Here is a 23,111-nt window from a genome sequence, read left to right as displayed (position 1 = left end):
GTCGTGTGGCCACAACCGGCCAAGTGACCAGGTGAGTTCGCGCGAGTTCACCTCGATGGCTAGTTTCAGGCGTGCGGGCGCGTGGGCATCGCCCGTCACGGGCCGAGTAGAGCCAGCGGCACGACCGCGATGTCGTCGCGGCGCCGGAAGGCGTGTTCGCCCGCGTACACGACGACTCCATCGATCAGTTCCTTGCCGATGCGGTCGCGGAGCCAGCGCAGATGCTTGGTGTCGGCGTCCTCGACGCGATCGGCCAGCTTGACTTCGACACCCAGCACTCGGCCGTCCGCGTGTTGGACGATCAGGTCCACCTCGTGATCGCCGTTGCGGGTGCGCAGGTGACCAACTCGGGCCTCCGCGGCCTCTGCGTAGGTGTGAATGCTCAGCGCGGCGAGGTGCTCGAAGAGCGCGCCGAGGATCGTGCCTTCGGACAAATCCGTGCTGCCCTGCTCGGCGCGCAACAGCGCAGCGCCGTCGAGCCCGAGCAGCCGGGCGGCCAACGCTGGGTCGGCGAGGTGGTGTTTGGCCGATCGGCCGAGCCGGTCCAGGTGGTTGCGGCTGGGAATCCACGGCGGTATCGCGTCGAGTAGCGACAGTGATGTCAGGGCGTCTCGGTAGGCGAGGGTGGTCTCCTTTGCCGGTTTGTTCGCCAGCCTGGCGGTTGCCTCGTCGAGGATCTTCGAGTACGCCGTCGTGGTTGATGTCGCGGCCGCGTACGCGGCCAGCCACGCACGTAGCACGGCCGGCCGGCGAACCGGGTAACCCTGCTCGGGGAACTCCCGCTGCACGACGTTGTCCAGGTACGCGTCCAGCTCCGCTCGACGCACCCGAGGCGGCAATCCGCGGATGGCAGGAAAGCCCGACGCCACGATCTCCTCGACGTAGTCCGTCAACCGGAGCTTGGTGGTACCGCCGACGACGCGGTCGCCCGCCAGCAGCGCCGCCAGGCTCACGGTCGGCGTTTCGATGCCCCGCTCGGCCAGGCTCAGCGGCCGCATCCGCATTGGCACGATCCGCCCGGCACCGGAGTGGACCACTGCGCCTCGCGGTGCCGAGCTTCCGGCGATGATGAAGTGACCGGGCGGGGAGCCGGCATCGACGGCGCGCCGCACGTGGTCCCACGCCTCGGGTAGGCGCTGCCACTCGTCCACCAGGACCGGCCCCGGTAGGCGGGTCAGGATCGACGGGTCGGCCGTGACGATCTCGCGTTGGGCGGTCAGACTGAGATCGATGACCGATGCGGTTCGTTGCATCGCCGTCGCGGTCTTCCCGACGCCCTTCGGCCCGTGGATCGACATGGCACGAAGATGCGGCTGGAGCTCATCCAGCGTGCCGTCCAGGGTGCGGCGTCGATACTCAACCATCCCGTCACTCTACCAAGTGCAGGAGAGTTACTCTGCCAAACGCAGGCAGTCTAATCTTCCAATCGCGGGCCTCACTACCGTCGAGGAGCACGGGTAGTGACATGCGAGGGAACCTCCATGGCTGTCTCGGGGCCGATTTGACGACAATGACGGTTCCCTCGTCTGCCCACAGGCCAACCTTGTACAGGCTGATCAATCGGTGTCGCTGGCAGCCAGTACCGCCAGCCGCCGCCGGTCCGGTGAGACCACCGCCAGACCGATATCCCAGGCGATACGGTCGAACCACGCGGTGGAGCCGGCGAACGAATACCACGAGCAGCGATGCGCCAGCGCTTCGACATCACCGGCCGGTGCGTTGGGCGCAGCGCCGACCAGCGCCGCGACCGACCGCCACGCCAGCAGCCTTCCGTACGCTCCGAACTCGCCACGGTTGTACGCGCCGCCGGTCGACGCCGCTGCGAACAACTGCCGCCACGCCTGCGGCGGCGAGCATGTGCCGAGCCCTGTCGTCAGGCCCAGGGTGCACTCCAGGTCGACGCTCACCAGCGCATCGCCGACGGCGTCCGGCGGGAGGTCGTCGTCGAACGCGAACGTCTGTGCCTCGATACGGCCGTTGGATCCGGTGGCCCAGTTGTCGACCGCCGCGCTGAGCGCCGCAGCCTCGCCAGACGTGGTCGTCTCCTGCCACCGGGGAACAGGACAGTGCCCGTGCGCGAGCTCCGCCGCCATGGCTGGTAGGTCATGGCTGCCCCCGCCGTGGTGGTACCTGGCACGGCTGGGGTGCCCTTCGATCGGCGTCAACGACAACGGCAGCCAGCCGAGCGGATGTTGGCGCCGGTGCGGCGAGACAACCCACCGGTGATGCACCTCGGCACCGCGCAACACCAGCTCCTGCAGCAGACAGGCCCGCAACTCCTCCGACCCGTCCGTGTCGAACACGACGGCCAGGTCTGCGGCGGTATGTGCCGAAGCGAGCAGCGACGCGGCGTACCGGATCTGGCGGCGGTCCTGCACGACGGACATCAACCGGACGGCCTGGTCGATCGCCCCTGGCGTCAGAGTCAGCAGCCGCATGATCCGGTCGAGAACGCTGCTGTACTGCCGCGGTGCTGTCGTATCGTCCCCGCAGCTGCGCCACACCGCGATGCCGAGGTCCGCGACGAAGCTCGCGTCGCCGGCCCGGAGACGCTTCTCGGCGAGCGCCAGGACTGCCGTCACGTCGCCCAACTCGGCGAGGCCGGCCGCGATGCGTTTGAGGTCGTCATCCACGCCGAGCACTCTAGCCAGCGTTCACCCGTTGCACCGGACGGGCGATCGGCGTACGGGCGGCTCGTTGCTACCGTCGGTCGGTGCGCCAGGACTCGCCGAGGTGGGAGCAGATCAACCCCAGTGGGTACGAGTGGGAGCGGGAGGGCTTGCGGGAGCTGGCCTCGTACCTGCCGGATGTCGACCCGTACCACGTCTGGGCCAACATCGAGTTCGTCGCGTCCGACGGCTCGATCAACGAGGTCGACGCGCTGGTGCTCACCCCCAGCGGGCTGTACGTCGTGGAGCTCAAGCACTGGCAGGGTGAGCTGCACGGCGACGGCGGTCAGTGGGTGCACCGGGCGACGAAGACGTCGCGGCTGATCCCGCGGGACAATCCGACGATCCTGGCCAACCGTAAGGCGAAGCGGCTGGCGAGCCTGATCGACCACTACGCCCGCCAGCAGCGCAAACATGCCCGTACGCCATTCATCGGGGCGGCGGTGTTCCTGCATGCCCGGTCGGTGCGGTCGCAGCTGGATGCGATCGGCCGCCAGCACGTGTACGGCCTGCACGATGCGCCCGAGTCGGGTCTGCCGAGTCTGCGGGAGATGTTGACGGCCCCGCCGCGTAATCCGGCGCATCTGGTCGACGAGGCCCGGGGTCGGGAGATCGTCGCCCTGGTCAAGGGGGCGAAGATCCGCCCGTCGGTGGCGGACCGCAAGGTGGGGCAGCTGCTGCTGCATCCGCGTCCGTTCGCCGAGGGCGTCGGCTGGCAGGATTTCATCGCCGGGCATGTGGTGGACACGGCGTTGCTGCGTCGGGTGCGGTTCTATCTGACCAGCCGGGCCCCGGAGGAGGAGATCCCGGCGATCCGGGCGGCGGCCGAGCGGGAGTTCCGGCTGCTGCAGGGCATCCATCACCCGGGGATCGCCCAGGCGCACGACCTGGTCGATCATCCGCTGGGCCCGGCGCTGATCTTCGACCATCAGCAGCAGTGGGTACGCCTGGACCAGTATCTGGTGGAGCGGGGTGACCGGCTGACGTTGGCGCAGCGGCTGCACCTGCTGGGCGACCTGGCCGAGATCGTCGACTACGCGCATTCGCGCCGGCTGGCGCACCGGGCGCTGCATCCGGGGGCGGTGTACGTCTGCGATCCGGAGTCGTCGCGTCCGCAGCTGGTGGTGACGAACTGGCAGACCGGTGGCCGGCTGGCGGACACCCGGTTGACCCGTACCGGTGGTTCGTCGACGGACCCGGGCAGTCTGACGTTGCTGCACGACGACGAGGTGCGGCGTTACCAGGCGCCGGAGGCGGCGATGCCGGGCCGTCCGCCGGGCCACCAGTTGGACGTTTTCGCACTGGGCGCGGTCGGCTACCGGATTTTCGCCGGTCAGCCGCCGGCGGGCAGCGCCGAGGAGCTGGCGACGGCCGTACGCGACAGCGGGGTGAACCTGGCGGCGGCGGTCGACGGGATGCCGGCGGCGTTGGTTGACGCCGTCTACGACGCGACCCGGGGGGATCCGACGCGCCGGTCGGCGAGTGTCGCCGCGTTCCGGTCCCGCCTGGAGCGGGTGTGGGACGAGCTGACCGCACCGGAGCCGGAGCCGGTGGTCGATCCGCTCGTCGCCCGCAAGGGCGACGTGCTCGACATCGGTTACACCGTGCTGAGCCGCCTGGGTGCCGGTTCGACGGCGCTGGCTCTGCTGGTCAGCGAGCCGGCGGTCGACGGCAAGGACGGCCGGCGGCTGGTGTTGAAGGTGGCCCGCGACGAGCAGCACGCCGCCCGGCTGGCGGTGGAGGCGGAGACGCTGGGCAAGCTGCGGGACCGGCGGGTGGCCGCGCTGGTGCGGGGGCCGATCATGGTCGGTGGCCGGACGGCGCTGCTGATGGAGAGCGCGGGGGAGCGGACCCTCGCCGAGGAGCTGCAGGGCGGCCGGCTGACGCTGGATCTGCTGGAGCGGTACGGCCGGGACCTGCTGGAGATCGTCGTCTACCTCGACGAGGTGGGGATCTGGCACCGGGATCTGAAGCCGGCGAACCTGGCGGCCCGACCGCTGAATGCCAAGGACCGGCAGCCGCATCTGTGCGTTTTCGACTTTTCGCTCTCCGCGACCCCGACGGACCAGCTGACCGCTGGCACCGCCGGCTATCTGGATCCGTTCCTGGGTCCGCCAAAGCGGCTGCGCTACGACCGGGCGGCGGAGCGGTTCGCCGCCGCGGTGACGTTGTTCGAGATGGCGACGGGGTCGCTGCCGGAGTGGGGTGGGGCCAATCCGGCGGCGGTCAGCGACGAGGTGACCCTGGATCCGGCGGTGTTCGAGCCGGCGGTCGCGGACCGGCTGGTCGACTTCTTCGGCCGGGCGTTGGCCAGGGAGACCGCCGACCGGTTCGACACGGCAGAGGAGATGCTCGACGCCTGGCGGGACATCTTCCGTAAGGTGCCGGTGGCCGGCGGCGGGCTGGCGTCGCCGGCGGCGGTGTCGGTGGCAAGCCTGGACACCGTGTTGGAGCAGTCGCCGTTGACGGTGCGGGCCCGTTCGGCGGTGCGCCGGCTCGGGTTGGTCACCGTGCGGGACCTGCTCCAGGCCAAACCATCCACGTTGGTCACCGCGAAGGGTGTGCCGGACGCGACCCGCAAGGAGATCCTGGCGTACGCCCGGTCGTTGCGCCCGCTGTTGGCGGCCGACCCGGCCGACGGCGTCGGCGATGTCGACGGTGCGGAAAAGGGCGGCGACGGTCGGCCGGCTGCCGGGGCGGCGACGCGCGGCATGGAGACGCTCTGCGCCGCGCTGCTTCCGGCGGAGACGGGCCGCACGAGCAAGCGCCGGACGACGTTGGCGGTGCTGCTGGGCCAGCAGCCGGCACCGGGCGACGACACGTGGTTGCACTGGCCGACGCAGGGTGAGGTGGCGCGCCGGACCGGCCAGACCCAGCCGCAGATTTCGGTGCTGCTGCGTAAGCAGATCGACGCCTGGCGGGCCGACGACGCCGTGTCGGCGGTTCGGGACGAGATCGTCGCCCTGGTGGAGAGCCGGGGGGCGGTGATGTCGGCCGCCGAGCTGGCGGATGCGCTGATCGCCACGCACGGCTCGTTCACGTCGGAGCCGAAACGCACGGCGCAGGCGATCGGCCTGGTCCGGGCGGCGGTGGAGACGGAGTTGTCCACCGGCGGCGACGCCCGGCTGGCGATCCAGCGGTTCCGGGCCTCGTCGACGGTGCTGGTGGGCCGGGAGCCGGTGGATCCGGCGTCGACGACGACGGCAGCCGACCTGTTGTCGTACGTGGTGGCGCTCGGCGGCCGGGCAACCGAGTTGGTGGAGTTTGATCCGCTGCCGACCCGGCAGCGGGCGGTGGCGGAGCTGGCCGCGGTCACGCCGCCGCCGACGATGCCGGTGGTGCCGGAGCTGCGGCTGCTGCAGCTGGCGGCCGCCGGCAGCAACGGCCGGGCCGACGTCAACGGGCAGGGCCAGCTCTACCCGGTGGACATGCCGGCCGAGCGGGCGTTGCGGTTGGCTGCTGGCAGCATCGCCGGGCAGCGGCTACGCGAGGACGAGATCATCGGCCGGGTCCGGGCCCGTTTCCCACGCGCGCAGCAGCTGCCGGGCCGGCCGCAGCTCGACACGCTGGTCTTGAACATTGCCGGGCTTGACTGGGATTCCGAGCAGCGGGTGTACGCGCCGCCGGCGCTGCCGTCGGTGTTCAGCGGCACCCGGGGTGCCACGGTCACCGGCGGGTACGCCCCGCCGCTGTGGCAGGCCGATGAGGTGGCGGCGAAGCTGGCCGGGGCGATCGACCGGCGGGCGTTTCTGGCGGTGCTGACCCCGTTGCGGGAGCTGGCCGCCGCCCGGCGGGAGCTGCTGGCCCGGCTCGGGCTGACCGAGGTGGACGTGACCGGGATCCTGCTGGATCGGCTGCGGGCGCTCGGCTACCCGTGGCAGGCGCTGGTGGCGGCGGACTCCGGTTCGGCCACTGACGCGAACTTCCGCAGCTTGGTGGATCTGGTCCGGCACGAGGTGGTGCCGGCGATTCGGGTGGCGCTGGCCACGGACGCGCCGGTGCTGTTGACCGAGGCGGCGCCGCTGGCCCGGTACGGCCAGGTGGAGCTGTTGGCGGAGTTGGCGGATCTGACCCGACCCCGGCCGGCGGCGCGGCTGCTGCTGGTGCCGGCCCGCAAACCGGATCCGGCGATGTTGGACGGTTACCAGTTGCCGTTGACGTCACCGGCGAGTCAGTCGCTGTGGATTTCGGGGCAATGGCTGAACGCCAGATCTGGTAGGACTATCCACCATGCCCATTCGACGGCTGCTTCTGGAGAACTACCGAGGGTTCCGTAACCGGCAGGAGATCGAGCTGGCACCGATCACCGTGGTGCTCGGCAAGAACAACTCCGGCAAGAGTGCCCTGACCCGTGCGCCGCTGGTGATCGCCACCGGCTTCGACACCACCTCACCGTCCCCACTGGACCTGGAACGCCTCGGCCCGGACGCGGTCGACGACCTGCGTGAGCTCTACTTCGATCAGCTCGATGTGCGACCGCTGACGTTGGGCGTGACCGTCGACGGTCCGCTGCCGTTCACACTGCGGGTGGATCTGGAGTATTCAGCCAGACTACGGAACGCGGTAGTGGCGGCGCTTCGGGTCGACACAGATGACAGCGCCGACCCGGTCGGCACCGTTGAGTTGGTGTCGAGCCGATTCACCGCCCCGATGCCGGATACCTCGGACATCGACGGCGTCGAGCTGTCGACGCTTCCTGAGCCTTCGGTCGACGGGCTCGACGAGTACGACATCCGCATCAGTGGCGGGCCGACCCGGACGAGGCAGGTGCGTTTCGCGGGCCTGCTGCCTGCCGCCGGGCAACTGCCGGACCTGGACGACCTGTTCCGCCAGGTGCGCCCAGGTCTGATCCGATACCTGGGGCCGTACCGGGAGCGGGTGGCCCGTCAGCATCGGATGCCGATCGGCACGCCTGCCGTGCTCGGCACCAAGGGCGAAGGGCTGGCCGGCCTGCTGGCCGACAGCCAGCGGAAGTCGGACGGACGGCTGCTGGCACAGATCAATGCGCACTTTCGCGAGATCGTGCCGGGGTGGCGGCTGGAGGAGGTCCCTGCCGGCCCGCTCTGGTCGACGGTGCTGGTCAGGGACGGCTCCAGGGCAAGGATCAACCTCGCCGACGCCGGTAGCGGGCTGGCCCAGGTGCTGCCGATCCTGGCGCAGTGTGCGATGGACGAACTGGCGGGGATCACCACAGCGCCGCCGTTGCAGATCATCGAGGAGCCGGAGGCGCACCTGCACCCACGTGTCCACGCTGACCTGGCCGACCTCTACCTGAGGACCGCGCAGCGGACCGGGACCCGGTTTCTGATCGAGACACACAGCGAAACGCTGCTGCTGCGGCTGCGTCGCCGGATCGCCGAGGTCGACAACGACTACGGCCCGGAGACGGTTGCCATCTACGTCGTGGAGCAGCACGACGGCGTCTCGTCGGCACGTCGCATCCCGCTGGACAGTCTCGGCAACCTCGACGACAGCTGGCCGCCGGGCTACTTCTCCCAGGACTACCACGAGGTCCGAGCCCTCGCGGCTGCCCAGTCGGAACGGAACGCCCGTGCTTCTTGACATCGACGAGACGATTCTGGACGGCGCGGACCACCGGCCGGTGATCACGCTGCTCTGCATGGTGGCGGAGAAGCGCCACGACTGGCATCCGACGTTGTCGCAGGCAGCGAGGATGATCGACCTTGTCGAGCGGCTGGCCCGAGCGGGTGTCCGGATGCCGGTGCTCAGCCAGTGGGCAGAGGAGGCGACGGAGGAGGCCGCGTACCCCAGCCCACCGGACGCTCGGCGGACGGTGCGTGTCGGCCTGGCTGACCTGGAGCATCTGGTCGCTGACCTGGACAAGCCGGCGGTGCTGGTGGTGGAGAATCAGCTCGCCGATGGCAGCTTCGTGCAGGACATGGCGGCGGCCCTGGACGACAAGCGGATCGTCGAGGCGCTGCGTCGGATGTGGCTTCGGCTGCACAACGGCGGCGGTAAGGGCCAGATGGCCGAACTCGCCGCCGATGAGGGAAAGAAGTTCGCGATCGTGTCGCCAAGGGTGGCGATCCTGTTCGACGGCGACCGCGACGGCCCTGGCCAGCCGAGCGACAACGAGCCCAGGAAGGCGCAGGCGCACGCGGCCGGCATCCAGAACGTGCACATCCTCGCCTACCGGGCGGCGGAGAACTACGTCCCGCTCGTGGTGTGGGAGTCGCTCTACCCCCGGCATCGGCGCAGGATCAGCCAGCTGCGGGCGATGCCGGCGAATCAGCGTGGCTACCTGAAGAAGGACTCCTACCCCGGTAACGGGCTGCCCAGGCAGCTCACCGTGGCGGGCCGGAAGCTGACCGAGGCGGACTTCGACGAGCTCGGCCCGGACGTCGTCGCCGAACTGCGGCAGATCCTCACGATGATCCACACGATCCTGTAGGACACTAGCGGTATGTCCAGCAGCCGGGGAGACGTCCAGGTCGAACCTATTGCGATGATGCTGGTCGACATGCTGGAGGAGATCGCCGCAGGCCGGATCCGGGTGCCCAGGTTTCAGCGGCCGTTCGTGTGGCGACCCGAGCAGATGCTGGACCTGTTCGACAGCATCGAGCGAGGATGGCCGATCGGCGGCATCACCGTGTGGGAGACCACCGACGAGGTGCCCTCGCTCGACCACCTCGGCGAGGTGCCGGTGCGGATGCCGCCGGCAGGCACTCCGGTGTCGTACGTGCTCGACGGGCATCAACGGCTCTCCACGCTGTTCGGGGTGCTGCGTAGGCAGGGCCGACCGCCGCGCGGCGACGATCAGCGGGAGTGGAAGTGGCGGATCTATCGCGATCTGGAGCCGCAGGAGGACAACGAACGCTACCGGCATCATCGGGCGTTCGGCTCCCCGCCGCCCCTTCCTCCTGATTCGTACCTTCCGATGCGCTCCGTCAACAGCACCGTCGACTTTCTCCGCTTCCTGCGGAACCTGGAAGCGCGGGTCAACGACGCCACCCGGATGGAGCGGCTGGTCAACGAAGCCGACTGGGTGGCGCAGCGGGTTCGTGCGTACAAGATTCCGTTGGTGCGGGTCCGCGACAGCGACCTGGGGTCGGCCATCGAGGTGTTCGCCCGGATCAACAACCGTGGAGTACGCCTGGAGACACACGAGATCGCCTCCCGGCTGACCGGCCCGGTCCAGAAATCCACAATGGGCGAACAGGTCGACAGCATCGTCGAGTCCGTCGCGAGCACGGGCTTCGGCGAGCTGCCCAGGATGGCGGTGTTCCGGTCGATGCTAGCGATCGCCGGCGAGCCGGACGTCATGAAGCCGCACTGGGAACAGGTGGCGCAGCGGATCCGGACCAGCCAGGTCGACGTGCTGGCGGCCGGGCAGGAGGCGGTGCACAAGGCGGTGGAGCTGCTGCGGGCGGCGGGGCTGCCGCTGGCGGCGCTGTTGCCGTACTCGCATCAGTTGGTGTTGTTGACCTACTTCTTCCACTGTCGGCCGGAGCCGACCGGCAACCAGCGGTTGGAGCTGGAGAAGTGGTTCTGGGTGACGTCGTGGGCGGGGTCGTTCGCGGGTGCCAACTCGACCCGGATCCGCGAGGGCCTGGCGGAGATGAAGGCGTTCGCGGCTGGTGCGACCCCGACCCTGAAGCTCGACGTCGGTGCGGTGCAGCCGATGCCGGAGCCGTTCAACCTCAACAGCGCCCGGACCCTGGCGTACGTGGCGTGGGAGGCACACGAGTTCCCGACCCGGCGGGACGCGCTCGGGCAGGAGTTCGACGTGGTGAAACGGTTGGCCGGCGGGGTGCCGCAGGCGTACCGGCAGATCGTGCCCGGCCATTCGACGGCGGCCAACCGGATCATCCTGCCGACCGGTCCGGGGGACAACCCGCTGGGGGTGTTCAAGGAGTTGCGCGAGGGCCAGTTGGAGCGCACGATCAGCCGGGACCATGTGACGAGGCTGCTGGACAGCCACTGCATCACCGAGCGGGCCTTCCTCAGGCTGCTGGCCGGTGACCACGAGGGGTTCCTGGCGCTGCGGGGCGAGGCGCTGCAGGAGCGGCTGCGGGCGTTCGCGAAAGGGCTGGGCGTCATGCTCGGGCCGGACATGACCGGCGTGGCCGACAACGACACCGAGCACGACGAGTGACCCCGCAGCCGAACTTTCGACTGGGGCATCTCTCGGTGGAAATTGATGAACATCTTGGGTGGTTGTTGCGATACTCCGGGTTGACGTTCCTTCGAGAGGGGCGGGCCTGGGATGGCGGATCTGTCGTTCGTGTGGCTGGAGATCACCGGTAGGTGCCAGTTGGAGTGCCGGCATTGTTACGCCGCCAGCGGTCCGTCCGGCGGGCACGGTTCAATGACTGCAGTGGACTGGCGGCGGGTGATCGACCAGGCGGTGGAGCTGGGCGTCGAGATGGTGCAGTTCATCGGTGGGGAACCGACTCTGCATCCAGATCTTCCGGATCTACTCAGGCATGCCCTGGCCGCCGGCTTGGAGGTGGAGGTGTTCTCCAACCTCGTGTATGTCACGCCGGCCATGTGGGAGCTGTTCGCCCAGCAGGGGGTGCGGTTGGCCTGCTCGTACTACTCCGATCAGGCCGGGCAGCACGCTGCGGTCACCGGTCGGGCCGGCTCGCACGCTCGTACTCGGGCCAACATCGGCGAGGCGGTGCGCCGGTCGATTCCACTGCGGGTAGGTGTGGTCGACCTGGGCGGTGGCCAGCGCGTGGGGGCTGCGGTTGCCGAGTTGCGCGGTCTGGGTGCGACAGAGGTGGGTGTGGACTGGCTCCGGCAGGTGGGCCGTGGGGTAGGCGGCGACGCCTTGGGTGTAGAGCAGTTGTGCGGCAACTGTGCGTCGGGTGTGTTGGCGGTCGGCGCTGACGGTGCGGTCTGGCCGTGCGTGTTCTCGCGCTGGCTGCCGGTCGGCAACGTCCGTGAGGCGAATCTCGCCTCGATCCTGACCGGCCAGGGTACGGCGCAGGTGCGGGCCGAGCTGAGGTCGGCCTTCGGGAAGCGGCCGAAGCCGTGCGGGCCGCAGTGCGCGCCAGCGCGGTGCCAGCCGACCTGTTCACCGTCGTGTAGTCCGTCGTGCAACCCCTGTGCGCCGTCGAAGCGGTGCTGGCCGTACTACCGCTGACCGATCGGACCTAACCCTTCCTGGCGGCCGCGTCTCCGGCAGGTCACTGACTCTCCGGATATCCGTGGTGGGCTCGCGGTGACCGAGGTGGCTGGGTGATGCTGACAGTGTGAAGCACACACGGTGGCTACCGAATGAGGACCATTGGCCAGAGGACGACGCTGAGGACCACCGGCGGCGGCTGGCGTCGATGCTGCGTCGGGCCGCTGCCGCCCTGCGGGTTGAGCTGGTGGGTGAGTTCCGGTACGGATGGCGTAACCGATCGACCGGTGCACGGGTGGACGACGACGGCCACGACGGGTGGCTGCGGCTGGTCGGGGAACCTGTCAACGGAGAAGTCGGGGTGTTCTGGGACGGCAACGCCACCGCCTCGCAGCAGTTGGGCGGGCTGCGGCTGCCCCGGGTGTGGCGCAGTTGGGAGCACGCGGAGAGCGATCTACGGTTCCGCGCCGACCTGATGAGTCACGTCGACGAGCCGACGTGCAGCCGGACTGCGGCGCTGACTGCGGTGCCGGCGCTGAGCGAGATGTGGTGGATGCGTCTTGGCGGCACCCTCTCCTTCCTGACTGAGGTCGAGACGGATCGGGTCGCGGTGGATAATGAGCGGCTCGCGTCCCGGATCCAGATCTGGGATGAGGCATTGCCGGTCGATGTACATCAGTGGGTGCCCGCGCACGCGGACCTGCACTGGGCGCAGCTGACCAGTCCGGGCTGCTGGGTGCTGGACTGGGAAGGCTGGGGGTTGGCTCCGGCCGGGTTCGACGCGGCCAGCCTGTACCTGCACAGCCTGGCCGCACCACCTGTCGCGCGGCTGGTGCGCGCCCGGTATCTCGCTGAGCTGGACAGCCGTGACGGCATGCTCAGCCAGCTGTACATCGCCGGGCGAATGCTCGACCGAGGTGACCTCGACGGCCATCCGGCTGAGAGCGCCGTCTATGCGCACGTTGGCACAGTGCTGCGGGCGCTGGGCGCTGAGCCCGGCTCCTACCGGCATCTGCTGCGCTTGGTCAACGATCGGCGAGCAGGTGGTGCAGGAACCGGCCCGGGTCGGCCAGGAACGCTCGGGTGAGGGCGACCGGTTCGGCCTGGTCGTAGTCAACCGGGGCGATGGTGCCGGCGGCGTCGATTTGCAGGATCGTCGCGCCAGGGCTGGCCAGCAGGATCGGCGAGTGGGTGGCGATGATGAACTGACTACCCTGGTCGACCAGGTCGGCGATGCGCAGCAGCAGGGCCAGGCAGCCGTGTACGGACAGCGCTGCCTCCGGTTCGTCGAGCAGGTAGAGCCCTTGCGGGCCGAAGCGATGATTGACCAGGTCGAGAAACGACTCCCCGTGCGAGCGTTCATGTGGGGAGACTCCGCCGTAGGCACCGAGCAGAGGTGGGGAGTTGGGGTCGGCGTCGAGGCGCTCGATCTCGGTGGCAACGTTGTAGTACGACTCGGCGCGCAGAAAGAACCCGGTGCGGGGCTTGCGGCCGGGGGCACGTTGCAGCACCAGGTGCTCGCCGAGCGGGGATTCGGTGGCGCGGGTGGTGAACCGGAAGGACGTGCCGCCGCCCTCAGGGTTAAACCCGGCGGCGACCGCGATCGCCTCGACCAGGGTGGATTTGCCGGTGCCGTTGTCACCGGCGAGCAGAGTCACCGGCGTAGGGAAATCGACGCCCTGATCAGCCAGCCTGGCCACAGCAGGGATGGTGTACGGCCATCGAGCCTGATCGGCCGGGGTCAGCGGCCGGGTCGGCAGGTAGGCGCGACGCACGAACATTTGTGATCACCTCCTGCCCGTAGGATCGCAGCCGTGCTCGACGAACTCGACGAAGACGCGCGGCGGCGACTCCAGCAGGCGATGCAGGCGCAGGTGAAGCACCTGGTCGACGATCTGCGTATGCGGCTCGCGGAGCCGGAGTCGCTGTCGCTGCGGGCCGAGCTGCTGCAGGAGTACGAGAAGGCGAAGAAGGCCGAGCGGCTGGCCGGCGCGTTCGAGGTGTGGCTGGAGGACGTGCTCGACCAGGCGGCGGTGGCCTGGGTGCTGGGTTGTGTCTTCGTCCGCTTCTGCGAGGACAACGAGCTGATCGACGGGCTGTGGATCGGCGGGGACGATCCGGCGGCCCCGGCCGAGACGGGGATGCAGCGGCGGCAGGCGTACCTGATCGAGGCCGACCATTCGTTGCACAACGACCGGCACTGGCTGCGGGAGGCGTTCCGCTACCTGGGCAGGCTGCGCCCGACGGCGCAGATCTTCGACAAGCACAACCCGGTGTGGCGGTTCGACATCTCCGGCGCGGCTGCGGAGGAGCTGAGCAACTTCTTCCGTACGGGGGAGGGCCGGGTGTCGCTGCGCAGCGCGACCCTGGACACCCGTTTCCTCGGTGACCTCTACCAGGAGTTGTCGACGCACGCGAAGAAGACGTACGCGCTGTTGCAGACCCCGGTGTTCGTCGAGAAGTTCATCCTGGACCGGACCTTCGAGCCGGCGCTGAACGAGTTCGGCCTGCCCGAGATGAAGGTGATCGACCCGACGTGCGGCTCCGGCCACTTCCTGCTCGGCGCGTTCGACCGGCTGGTGCGCGAGTGGCGCAAGCGGGAGCCGACCACCGACATCCGGGCCATCGTCGACCGGGCGCTCGACCAGGTCACCGGCGTCGACATCAACGCCTTCGCGGTCGCCATCGCCCGTTTCCGGCTGCTGGTCGCCGCGATCAAGCTCGGCAAGTGGCACAAGCTCGAACGCTGCCCCGCCTTCCCGGTCCGCGTCGCCACCGGCGACTCCCTGCTGGAGTGGGGCCGATTCTCCTCCCGCGCACAAGGTGACCTGCTGGCAGCCCTTGAGGGGGAGCCGGTCTTCGCCTACGAGAGCGAAGACGCAGAACTGCTAGCCGAGTATCTGGAGGTCAACCAGTACACTGTGGTAGTTGGCAACCCGCCTTACATCACCGTGTCGGACTCGGCGCAGAGTGGCCGCTATCGCAAGATCTACGATGCCTGTTCCGGGAAGTACCAACTCACCGTCCCATTTGCTCAGCGGTTCTTCAGGCTGGCGTTGCGTGGCGACAAGTACGGTGAAGGTGCCGGCTTCGTGGGTCAGATCACCGGAAACGGCTTTATGAAGCGCGAGTTTGGCAAGAAGTTGATTGAGCAGTACTTCGCGCACGAAGTCGATCTTTTCGAAGTGATCGACACCTCGGGCGCATTTATTCCTGGGCATGGCACGCCTACTGTTATCCTTGTGGGCCAAAATCGGCCCACAAGCATCCGCTATAGTGGTAGCGTTCGGGTTGTCCTTGGGATTCGTGGGGAGCAATCGACTCCTGAGCCAGCCGCTGACGGTTTGGTTTGGAATGCGATCGTCAGGCAGGTGGACGAGCCGGGTTCAGAGTCGGAGTGGGTTACCGTTGCAAACCTCCCTCGCGATCGGCTGTTGAAGCACCCATGGAGCCTCAGTGGTGGTGGCGCTCCTGATCTGATGAAGTCGATCAACCAGGCATCGAGTGGTCCGCTGAAGAACCTCGTTAATCTGATGGGCTTCGTGGCGATCACCGCTGAAGATGATGCATTCTTTCTTGGCCCCGATGCTGCCAGGCGGAAGGGTGTCGAGAATATTCGGCCGATGGTTACCGGCGATTCATTGCGGGACTTCAGGGCCATGCCCGAGATCGTCTGCGTATTTCCCTACAGTCATGAGCTTGCTGCGGCTGAGCTGGATCGAATCCCCAACGAGTTCGTGCACCTGTGGCCGAACAGAAGGGTGTTGCAGCGCAGGAAGCGATTCGGTACCTTAATTGAAGACATCCCTTCTCTGTGCTGGTACGAGTTCGGTGAGCTGTATCGGGAGAAGTTGCGGGTTCCGCTGACGATTGCGTTTGCCGAGGTAGCGACGCACAACCACTTCGTTCTTGATCGAGGCGGGAAGGTTTTCAAGCAGACGGCGCCGGTGGTCAAGCTGTCGGAGGATGCGACTGAGGATGATCACCTGAAGCTGCTTGGCGTACTCAACAGCTCCACTGCCTGCTTTTGGCTAAAGCAGACCTGCTTCCCTAATAGGGCAGCCGTACTTCGTGACTTGATCATGTGAGTCTGGATCGGTAGTGGTACCAGCGGGCGCGGGCTTGATGGCGGCGGCGCCACCAGGACCAGCGGAGATGGTGTTCGAGGCTGTGCCAGGCTCTGGTCGCGAGGTTGTACAGCCGTTTGATCTCGACCACGGTCAGCCGGGCGAGTCCGAGGTCGGCCGGTGGTGGTTCGCTGGGGTGGGTGGGTCGGGGTGGTGGCGTGGTCCCGGCCGCGGCGTCGGCGGCGGTGACCGCGCAGACGGCGAGCGCGGCCATGACCAGCACGATGTGCCGCATGATCGGGGTGTGGAGGCGGTTCTGGAACTGGTCGAACCCGAAGTGGTCCTTGCCGAAGCCGTGGTCCTCCTCGATCGTCCACCGCCGGCCGGTCACCCTCACCTGAGGGGCCTCGCGTTTTCCGGACAGTGGTTCGGCCGGTTCTTTCACGCCGCGATTTGAAGGTTCTCGAACTCTGCGTGGACTTCCCGGGGAGGTCGGTAGCCCACCGCTGAATGCAGACGCTGACGATTGTACCAGAATTCGATGTAGGCAGTAACGTCCCGGCGTGCCGCCTCACGAGTGGGATACTTCACACGCGACACGCGTTCGTTCTTCAGCGCACCGAAGAACGATTCCGCCATCGCATTGTCGAAACAAGTTCCGGTCCGGCCAGCAGATCGCCGCAACCTCAGATCCCGCAGCGTTCTGCCGTAGTCGTCCGACATGTAGTTGCTGCCCCGGTCCGAATGAAAGATGGCGTTCTTCCTGAGTTCGCGATTCCGGGCGGCGTTACGGATGGCGCGGGATATCAACGGCGTCTGGTAGTGGTCGTCCATCGCGTATCCGATGACTTCCTTCGTGCAGCAGTCGATGACGGTCGCCAGATACAGCCACCCCTCGCCGGTCGGGATGTACGTGATGTCGCCGACGAGCTTCTCGCCAGGCGCGTCGGCGGTGAACTCCCGGCCGACGAGGTCAGGCACCGTGCCGGACGACGACTGGGTGAGACCCCACCGCCTCGGGCGGGGCTGGCACGGCACGAGCCCGAGCTCGCGCATCAGCTGGCGGACGAGTTCCGGCCCGGCGGACACGCCCTGGCGCCGCAGTTGCGCGTGGACACGTCGATGCCCGTAGGTGCCGTCGGACGCGGCGAACACCTCCTCGATGGCCGATCGAAGGTGGGCGCGGCGGGTGGCGGTCGCGGAGTCGGGGCGGGTTCGCCATTCGTAGTATCCGGACCTGGACACGCCGAGTTGTTCGCACATGAAGTCGACGGGGTTGGCGTACTTCGCGGTGTCGAGTCGCATCGTCTCGATGAACTCGTACAAGCTCGTTACCGAGGGTCCTTCGCGAAGTACGCCGCGGCTTTTTTCAGGAAGCTGTTCTCCATTTCGAGTTCCCGGTTGCGACGTTCGAGTTCCTTCAGTCGAGCGCGCTCGTCGACGCCGATCGGTGGGCTGTCCTGGGCGCCGCTGTTTTCCCGCCGGTACTGGCGGACCCAGGAACGGAGCGTCTCCGGGTGAACGTCGATCTCCCGGGCAACCTGCGACACTGGCTTGTTCGACTGTAGAACGAGTTGCACTGCTTCTTCACGGAACTCTGGGGTGTATGAGCTTATGCGTGCCATCGCGCTTCTTCCCTCGACTTTCCTTACAGGGTAACCTTATTGGCTCCCTGTCCGGAATCCTCGGGGCACCTCAATGCGTTCAATGCTTCAAACATTGAGCGTTTCCCGTTGCCGGCGGAGTATCCGTTGGGGCGGGCGCGTGAGCTGGACACGTTGGCGCAGCGGCTAGGTGAGCTGACTCCGGCGGCGGTGGCCGAGTCGGGGGTGCCGACTGTGGAGCGGCTGGCGCTGGCGCGAGCCGAGTACGACCTGGTCCGCGCGCGGATGATCGCGCTTCAGGAGGAGCTGGACTGGGAGGTCTACCGGCTCTACGGGCTGATGGATGAGGATCTGACCCATCCGGACCCGCCAGGGCTGAGCCTTGGTGAGCGGGCGTTCGAGATCACGATGGTGCAGCAGAAGGTGGAGACGGCCTGGTTCATGCGGCACGACTCCGTACCGGTGGACAAGCCCAACCCCGACTGGCCGGCGGATTACCGCGACCTGGTGGAACGACGGATTGCTGCCACGGCCGGCAACCGGCACCTTCAACTGATCGAGCGTCCGGAGTGCAAGCGGCGCTGGGCCACCGACGGCTGGGCCAAGATGCAGGCGGCGGCGTTGCGGGACTGGCTGCTGGATCGGCTGGAGGCCCCCGAACTGTGGGGTGGCATGCCGGAGCCGCTGTCGGTGGCGCAACTCGCCGACCGGGTGGCCGGCGACGCCGACTTCCAGCAGGTGTTGGCGCTGCTACCGGAGTACGAGGGCATGAGCCTGGTCGTCGCGCTCGACAAGCTGGTCGCCACCGAGCATGTGCCGTTCCTGCCGAAGCAGCGCTACAAGCCGTCCGGGCTGCGTAAGCGGGTGTTGTGGGAGCAGACCTGGGAGAAGCAGCGGCGTGAGGACGCCGGGGAGACGGTCGAGATCGACGTGCCGCCGAAGTACACCTCGGCGGACTTTGTCCGGCCGTCGTACGCGAAGGCGCGGGGCAAGCTCGACGTGCCGAAGGAGCGGTTCATCTCGTACCCGGAAATGGGCCGCGACACCGACTCCAGTCTGCTGCTCGGCTGGGCCGGCTGGGACCACCTGGCGCAGGCGCAGGCGCTGGCCACGGTGTACGTGAACCGGCGCAGTCAGGAGGCGTGGGAGGCGCACCGGCTGCTGCCGCTGCTCGCCGGGCTGCTGGAGCTGGAGCCGTGGCTACACCAGTGGTACGCCGCCGAACGCCCCGGCTATCCCGGCTCGCCGGCACAGTTCTACACCGACTTCATCGACACCGAGCTGTCCACCCTCAGCTCCGACCGCACAGCTCTGTCCCTGCTCCGCGGCCTCCCCGAGTAGGACCCGACACCGTCTGACCCTGTTGGACGGTGATGGGGTTCGGTAGGTTCGGATGGTGCCGGGAGGGCGACGGAGCGGTGGTCGATGAGCGTTGACGATGTGAAGCGCACTGTCGAGCGGGGCAACGAAGCAGTCCGGCAAGGGTGTCAGATCCTTGAACAGGCGCTCACCGAGGCTGCAGAAGCGGGTGCCCTGGCGCGGGCCACGATGCATGACAGCACCCATGACGAGGTCGAGAAGGCGAAGGCGAAGCTGGACTCGTTGGAACGTGAGGTTGAGCTGGCGATCCGGCGGTTCGAGGCTGCCGTGCAGAACGCGAACGAGTACGTGGCCAAGCTCTGGTCTGATGTCCGGGACTCCCGGCGATGTGGTGGCGCGGCACTACGGTATTGGGGTTGTTGTCGAGGATCACCAGGTAGGCGTCCGCCGGCAGCCAGCGCAGGTCTTTCAGGCAGTCGGACAGTGCGTTCCAACTCCTAGCCGAAGCGGCTGGCGAAGATCAAGGTCAGGCCTCCGAGCGTACGTTCGCATCGGCGTCGACCTCGAGGTGCCCCTGCAGCCCACCGCTACAGTTTCCTCCCGGGACATCGACCTGCTTCGCGGTAAGAGTCAAGGTCTGGTTGACGATTTGAGTGCCCGTTGCGTCAGCCAAGGTCAGAGTCACTTCGACTGGGCTGGGTGGCAGGTCGGGGATTGAGGCGAAGCCGGCCTTGTTTCCACTGGCCACGGAGCCTGCTGAACAGACTGTGTCCAGTCCGTCTTCGGCGCAGCCGCTGCCGCCAACCGCACCACCCGGGAAGATGGCGACCTGTCGCGTCCGACAGGAGGCGTCCCAACAGGCCATAATCTCTGCCGTCCCTACCTGCTCCGCTACCACCGGAGCAATGCGGAGACCGATCCCGGTTTGGACGCCAACGAGCCGACATGCCTCCCCGGTCGAGGACTTGGTGCAACTCACCAGGGCTCCTAGGATCAGTGCCCCGACAACCAAGTACCTGTGCCTCGCCACGACAACTCCAATCGCGTTAGCGGTCACCTTCCCGTTTACCAAGCTGCACTTCCTGCATCACGCTCTACTTGATCTTATACTAGTAGGGCTCCGGCGTCGACTATAGGTGTACACGGGGCTATCCTGGATCGATCATTTGTCACGCCTGATCTCTGAGACTGTCGGTCTGCAGTCGTGCCCGTGGTCGGGCGAGCGGGGACGAGATTGATGCCATCCTCGTCAGTGCTGTCGATACCGCAAGTCGACTCTGATGCCGGTGACGAGCTGCTGATCGGACCGGGTCGCGTAGTTCTGCAGACGTGCTTAGATTCCTGTTATCTCGCCGATTTCGAGGGCTATCTACGGTTTACATGGCGTCGGTCTCGGTCTGATAGGTGGCCAGTGCGGCCGGCATCGGCAGTCCATACTTGTCGCACAGGAAACGGGTTTGGCAGTATCGCTGGGAATCGGCGGCCACGCCGCCGAGGACTGTGGAATTCACCCCTGCACCGATGAGGACGCCCACGATGGGCACGGCTTTGGCGACGTTCTGAACTGGAACCCTGGCACCAGCCGGACCCAAGTGCTGCAGCAACTTCTCAAGGGCGACCACGAGGCGATGGTCCGCACGGAGCTTGGCGGAGAATCTTACGCGTCCCTTCAGAGCGCTGGCCGCTCGTGCGGTGTCGCGCAGCGGCCCAACCTTGGCTGCCTGTGCCATGAAGGACCGGTGCACCAGACGTTCGATGAAAGCTTGCTCCGAGGGGTCTTTGGCGTCGTAGCCGTAGGAGTACGCGATGCGCGACGCGATCGAGGTGCTCAGGACCTGGATGACGAGGATGTCGGCAGTAATTGCGGCGGGGATCCCTGCCACGGGGACCAAGGCCAGCAAGCCCATGGCACCACCTTCGACCGCGCCGGCGGAACGCCACCTCAGTGTGTTGCGGGTCAGCAGCCGGTCACACACCTTGAGGTCCTGCTGCCGCAGCTCAGTGAAACTGTTCAGCTCCATGCCGCGCTTGCGGGCAATCTTCTCGACGCCCTTCGGGTCGTTGAGCTCCAAGGCCCAGGCGTTGACCAACTCCAGCAGCGCTGCGGCAGCCTCGGCCGCTGGCCGCAGGGCCATGCTGGCAACCGCGTCGCCTCCGCGGCGCACTGGTTCCTTGATCGTCTCCGGTACCGCCCTGGTGGCCCGGCTCGCGGCGTTTCGCGCGACCTCGCCGGAGCGATCGAGTGCAGTGCTCGCCCAGTTCGGTAAACCACGGCGGTTGTTGCGGCGCTGCCAGTGCTCGTTGAGCCTGTCCCACACCTGCTCTTCGTATGCACTCATCGGGGTTGCGCCGTCGGCGAGCGAGTCAGCGACAGTGCTCATCGATGGCCTCCATTCGACTGGGATGACTGGGTCATGATGGCACTGCCGGGCGGCAGGCGGCGGTGAGCTTCGGCCGACGACCAGGCCAGGCATTCAGTCCACAGACGATCGAGGGTACGCCGCTTACGCGCCGGGCAGACATCACCTAAACGGTGGAGGGCCGGAACATCCACTCGCTGAATGCCGTCACCCTCGTCGTCTGCCCTCGGCATGGAGAGACAGCTCTCTGCCTCGGGTCAGTGAGGAGCGTCGGGGGTGAGGGTGGAGAGGAAGGACGTCCAGCCGGCGGGGGAAAAGGCGAGTGCCGGGCCGGCGGGGTCTTTGCTGTCGCGTACGAGGACTGTGGCGGGGACGTTGGTAGCGACCTCGACGCACATGCCCTGCCCGTTGCTGCGGGTGCTCTTGCGCCAGATTGCCTGATCCAGGCCACGGGGGGTGGTCATTCGGGGCTCTCCCTTGCTCCCTGCGCCAGCATCGCCTCCGCCCTCATCCGCAGGAAGGCCAGCGAGTCGGCGGGTGAGAGTGCGGTAGCACGGAGGTGGTCGAACGCCAGCCCGTGCGTCTCCACATGGTAGTCCTTGTCCAGGTACAGAGCGCCACTCAGATTCTCCTGGTAGACGACCGTCGGATGGTTGCTGAAGTCGAGCATCGTGAAGGAGACGCCCATGCCCATGTGGGCACCCTGGCGGAAGGGCAGGACTTGGACGGTGGTCGACGGCCGCTGCGCGATTGTGGCCAGGTGCTCCATCTGGGCTGCCATCACCTGCGGGCCTCCGACCGGCCTGTGCAGGACTGCCTCGTCGAGGACGAACCACATCCGGGGCGGGTTCGGCCGGTCCAGGATCTTCTGGCGAACGAGACGTACCTCGACCCGCTCCTCGATCTTCCCTGGTGGGCCGTCCGGGAACTCGGCGCTGATGATGGCGCGTGCGTAGTTTGTGGTCTGGAGCAAGCCGTTGACGAGCTGAACGTTGTAGGCGCGAAGCTGGATCGCCTCGTCCTCGAACGCCACGTACTCGGCGAGTTCGTGTGCCATGGCGTTGGAGTAATCGTGCCACCAGTTGTACTGCTGGGCCTCGCGGGCGAGCTGGGTCAGCGCCTCGACGTCCTCGTCTGACACACCGTAGAGCCGGAGCAGGTTGGTGACGGTCCTCGGTGCCACCGACACCTGCGCATTCTCGACGCGCGACAGCGTCGACTTGCCGACCTTCACCTTCTGGATGACCTGGTCGATGGTCAGATCGGCGGCTTCGCGACGTGCGCGGAGCTCTGCTGCGAGTCGACGGCGCTGAACGCTCGGGATTCCTGCCATAGAGGACAGTGTGCAGCACGGTTCAGAGTTTGGCGAGTCCCGAGAGATGGAATCTATGAGCCAATGGGAGTTGCAAGATCACATTATTGGTGCCAACGTAGGCGGTGCATCGAAGGTGGACGGTTGATCAACTGGCCGGCTGCTGGGTAGCGGGGAATGGCGAGTTCATGATCGGTTTCCCGCTGCGTATCGCTGAAATCCCAGGTGGTCGGGCGGGTCGCGGTAACGGCTCGCCCGGTCGTCCCCAGCCCAATCAGAAGGGTTGATCATGGTGGCGCTTGGTGCCCTGGTTTCCGGAATCCTGCTCGGGTTCTTCGTCGGGTTGTTCAGTTTCAAGGTCAAGTCGCGGTGGTGTCCCGACTGCGGTCGGACGACGGTGCCGGCGGCTGATCGGTAGCGTGCCGGACGACCGGTCCCCGGCCGATCCCCGCCCCGGTGACGAGTTGATCATCGATGGTCGGGCGAGTGTGCAGTTCGCGGCCGGGCGCGGTTTCCGGTTCCGGGTAACGACAGTAGACAAGCGCTGGACGTACGACGGCTGGGTCTGGCTCACCGGCTACGTGTTGGCACCCGACGGTGAAGCCCGTGAGCGTCGGGAGATCTTCGTCCAGCGCGACGGTCTCCGCTGGGCACCCCGCCCGCGCCGGCCCCACCGCTGACCAGGGCA

18 protein-coding genes and 1 pseudogene are annotated in these 23,111 nt (G+C 67.4%); 9 read left to right on the top strand and 10 right to left on the bottom strand.

Translation table 11 applies throughout. The features are described 5' to 3' along the window. Positions 1-95: 95 nt before the first annotated feature. Together ACN28F_RS13005 and ACN28F_RS13000 are read right to left on the bottom strand one after the other, a co-directional pair. Positions 96-1,298, bottom strand: a complete 1,203-nt coding sequence (locus tag ACN28F_RS13005; RefSeq protein ID WP_421361386.1) for an ATP-binding protein — start codon at positions 1,296-1,298, stop codon at positions 96-98. Positions 1,299-1,556: 258 nt separating this feature from the next. After that, entirely contained in the window at positions 1,557-2,633 is a 1,077-nt protein-coding gene (locus tag ACN28F_RS13000; RefSeq protein WP_421357936.1) for a DUF6183 family protein, read from the bottom strand. 80 nt (positions 2,634-2,713) lie between these two features. On the opposite strand from ACN28F_RS13000, the gene pglW reads away from it, so the two are divergent. From pglW to ACN28F_RS12970, 6 genes are all read left to right on the top strand, one after another. Then, positions 2,714-6,946, top strand: a complete 4,233-nt coding sequence (gene pglW / locus ACN28F_RS12995) for a BREX system serine/threonine kinase PglW (RefSeq protein WP_421357934.1) — start codon at positions 2,714-2,716, stop codon at positions 6,944-6,946. Further along, positions 6,900-8,231, top strand: coding sequence for an AAA family ATPase (locus ACN28F_RS12990; protein ID WP_289212034.1), 1,332 nt, complete (start codon positions 6,900-6,902; stop codon positions 8,229-8,231). The genes pglW and ACN28F_RS12990 overlap by 47 nt, the downstream gene beginning before the upstream one ends. After that, entirely contained in the window at positions 8,221-9,081 is an 861-nt protein-coding gene (locus tag ACN28F_RS12985) for a hypothetical protein (protein ID WP_281552888.1), read from the top strand. Before ACN28F_RS12990 ends, ACN28F_RS12985 begins: the two co-directional genes overlap by 11 nt. A gap of 12 nt (positions 9,082-9,093) precedes the next feature. Next, on the top strand, positions 9,094-10,785 hold the full coding sequence (locus ACN28F_RS12980; RefSeq protein ID WP_421357931.1) for a GmrSD restriction endonuclease domain-containing protein: 1,692 nt from the start codon (positions 9,094-9,096) through the stop codon (positions 10,783-10,785). A gap of 111 nt (positions 10,786-10,896) precedes the next feature. Next, complete coding sequence (locus ACN28F_RS12975) at positions 10,897-11,778, top strand: radical SAM/SPASM domain-containing protein (RefSeq protein ID WP_281567154.1); 882 nt, start codon at positions 10,897-10,899, stop codon at positions 11,776-11,778. Positions 11,779-12,055: 277 nt separating this feature from the next. Beyond that, the gene (locus tag ACN28F_RS12970; RefSeq protein ID WP_421357928.1) at positions 12,056-12,847 is read left to right on the top strand and encodes a hypothetical protein; all 792 of its coding nucleotides are present in this window, start codon (positions 12,056-12,058) and stop codon (positions 12,845-12,847) included. Here ACN28F_RS12970 and ACN28F_RS12965 read toward each other — a convergent pair. Further along, entirely contained in the window at positions 12,786-13,541 is a 756-nt protein-coding gene (locus ACN28F_RS12965; protein ID WP_281567152.1) for an AAA family ATPase, read from the bottom strand. The two genes, ACN28F_RS12970 and ACN28F_RS12965, sit on opposite strands and share 62 nt — an antisense overlap. Positions 13,542-13,574: 33 nt before the next feature. Here ACN28F_RS12965 and pglX (ACN28F_RS12960) point away from each other — a divergent pair, with 33 nt between their 5' ends. After that, the gene (pglX, locus tag ACN28F_RS12960; RefSeq protein WP_421357926.1) at positions 13,575-15,848 is read left to right on the top strand and encodes a BREX-2 system adenine-specific DNA-methyltransferase PglX; all 2,274 of its coding nucleotides are present in this window, start codon (positions 13,575-13,577) and stop codon (positions 15,846-15,848) included. Here pglX (ACN28F_RS12960) and ACN28F_RS12955 read toward each other — a convergent pair. The 3 genes from ACN28F_RS12955 to ACN28F_RS12945 are packed head-to-tail and all read right to left on the bottom strand — an operon-like array spanning position 15,841 to position 17,452. After that, positions 15,841-16,218: a hypothetical protein gene (locus ACN28F_RS12955; RefSeq protein ID WP_421357924.1), complete on the bottom strand. Its 378-nt coding sequence runs from the start codon at positions 16,216-16,218 to the stop codon at positions 15,841-15,843. The genes pglX (ACN28F_RS12960) and ACN28F_RS12955 overlap by 8 nt on opposite strands. Before the next feature lie 50 nt (positions 16,219-16,268). After that, positions 16,269-17,153 (bottom strand): IS3 family transposase, encoded by an 885-nt coding sequence (locus tag ACN28F_RS12950; RefSeq protein WP_421357922.1) that lies wholly within the window; start codon positions 17,151-17,153, stop codon positions 16,269-16,271. 5 nt (positions 17,154-17,158) lie between these two features. Further along, positions 17,159-17,452: a transposase gene (locus ACN28F_RS12945; RefSeq protein WP_421357920.1), complete on the bottom strand. Its 294-nt coding sequence runs from the start codon at positions 17,450-17,452 to the stop codon at positions 17,159-17,161. Positions 17,453-17,491: 39 nt separating this feature from the next. Here ACN28F_RS12945 and pglX (ACN28F_RS12940) point away from each other — a divergent pair, with 39 nt between their 5' ends. Beyond that, positions 17,492-18,772, top strand: a complete 1,281-nt coding sequence (gene pglX / locus ACN28F_RS12940) for a BREX-2 system adenine-specific DNA-methyltransferase PglX (RefSeq protein WP_421357918.1) — start codon at positions 17,492-17,494, stop codon at positions 18,770-18,772. Between the two features lie 166 nt (positions 18,773-18,938). On the opposite strand, the pseudogene ACN28F_RS12935 reads toward pglX (ACN28F_RS12940), so the two are convergent. The 4 genes and pseudogenes from ACN28F_RS12935 to ACN28F_RS12920 all read right to left on the bottom strand — a co-directional run. Continuing rightward, positions 18,939-19,253: pseudogene (locus ACN28F_RS12935) on the bottom strand (barstar family protein); the annotation flags it as partial. A gap of 874 nt (positions 19,254-20,127) precedes the next feature. Further along, the gene (locus ACN28F_RS12930; protein WP_281552894.1) at positions 20,128-21,132 is read right to left on the bottom strand and encodes an EcsC family protein; all 1,005 of its coding nucleotides are present in this window, start codon (positions 21,130-21,132) and stop codon (positions 20,128-20,130) included. Between the two features lie 236 nt (positions 21,133-21,368). Next, a complete protein-coding gene (locus tag ACN28F_RS12925) occupies positions 21,369-21,575 on the bottom strand; it encodes a DUF397 domain-containing protein (RefSeq protein WP_421357916.1) in 207 nt (68 codons plus the stop codon). Further along, positions 21,572-22,444, bottom strand: a complete 873-nt coding sequence (locus ACN28F_RS12920) for a helix-turn-helix domain-containing protein (RefSeq protein WP_281567141.1) — start codon at positions 22,442-22,444, stop codon at positions 21,572-21,574. Before ACN28F_RS12920 ends, ACN28F_RS12925 begins: the two co-directional genes overlap by 4 nt. Before the next feature lie 398 nt (positions 22,445-22,842). On the opposite strand from ACN28F_RS12920, the gene ACN28F_RS12915 reads away from it, so the two are divergent. After that, a complete protein-coding gene (locus ACN28F_RS12915) occupies positions 22,843-23,103 on the top strand; it encodes a hypothetical protein (RefSeq protein WP_281567140.1) in 261 nt (86 codons plus the stop codon). Positions 23,104-23,111: the final 8 nt, after the last annotated feature.

The sequence above is a fragment of the Solwaraspora sp. WMMA2101 genome (assembly GCF_049179175.1).
In the GTDB taxonomy this organism is placed as follows: Bacteria; Actinomycetota; Actinomycetes; order Mycobacteriales; family Micromonosporaceae; genus Micromonospora_E.
Note: the sequence above shows the minus strand (reverse complement) of the source record. Positions and strands in the feature narration are given on the sequence as shown.

What these genes read in the sequence shown, in the direction of transcription:
- ACN28F_RS12920 (WP_281567141.1), bottom strand. Translation starts at nt 22,444, where the DNA reads ATGGCAGGAATCCCGAGCGTTCAGCGCCGTCGACTCGCAGCAGAGCTC.
- ACN28F_RS12925 (WP_421357916.1), bottom strand. Translation starts at nt 21,575, where the DNA reads ATGACCACCCCCCGTGGCCTGGATCAGGCAATCTGGCGCAAGAGCACC.
- ACN28F_RS12980 (WP_421357931.1), top strand. Translation starts at nt 9,094, where the DNA reads ATGTCCAGCAGCCGGGGAGACGTCCAGGTCGAACCTATTGCGATGATG.
- ACN28F_RS12975 (WP_281567154.1), top strand. Translation starts at nt 10,897, where the DNA reads ATGGCGGATCTGTCGTTCGTGTGGCTGGAGATCACCGGTAGGTGCCAG.
- ACN28F_RS12990 (WP_289212034.1), top strand. Translation starts at nt 6,900, where the DNA reads ATGCCCATTCGACGGCTGCTTCTGGAGAACTACCGAGGGTTCCGTAAC.
- ACN28F_RS12930 (WP_281552894.1), bottom strand. Translation starts at nt 21,132, where the DNA reads ATGAGCACTGTCGCTGACTCGCTCGCCGACGGCGCAACCCCGATGAGT.
- ACN28F_RS12945 (WP_421357920.1), bottom strand. Translation starts at nt 17,452, where the DNA reads ATGGCACGCATAAGCTCATACACCCCAGAGTTCCGTGAAGAAGCAGTG.
- ACN28F_RS12965 (WP_281567152.1), bottom strand. Translation starts at nt 13,541, where the DNA reads ATGTTCGTGCGTCGCGCCTACCTGCCGACCCGGCCGCTGACCCCGGCC.
- ACN28F_RS13005 (WP_421361386.1), bottom strand. Translation starts at nt 1,298, where the DNA reads ATGTCGATCCACGGGCCGAAGGGCGTCGGGAAGACCGCGACGGCGATG.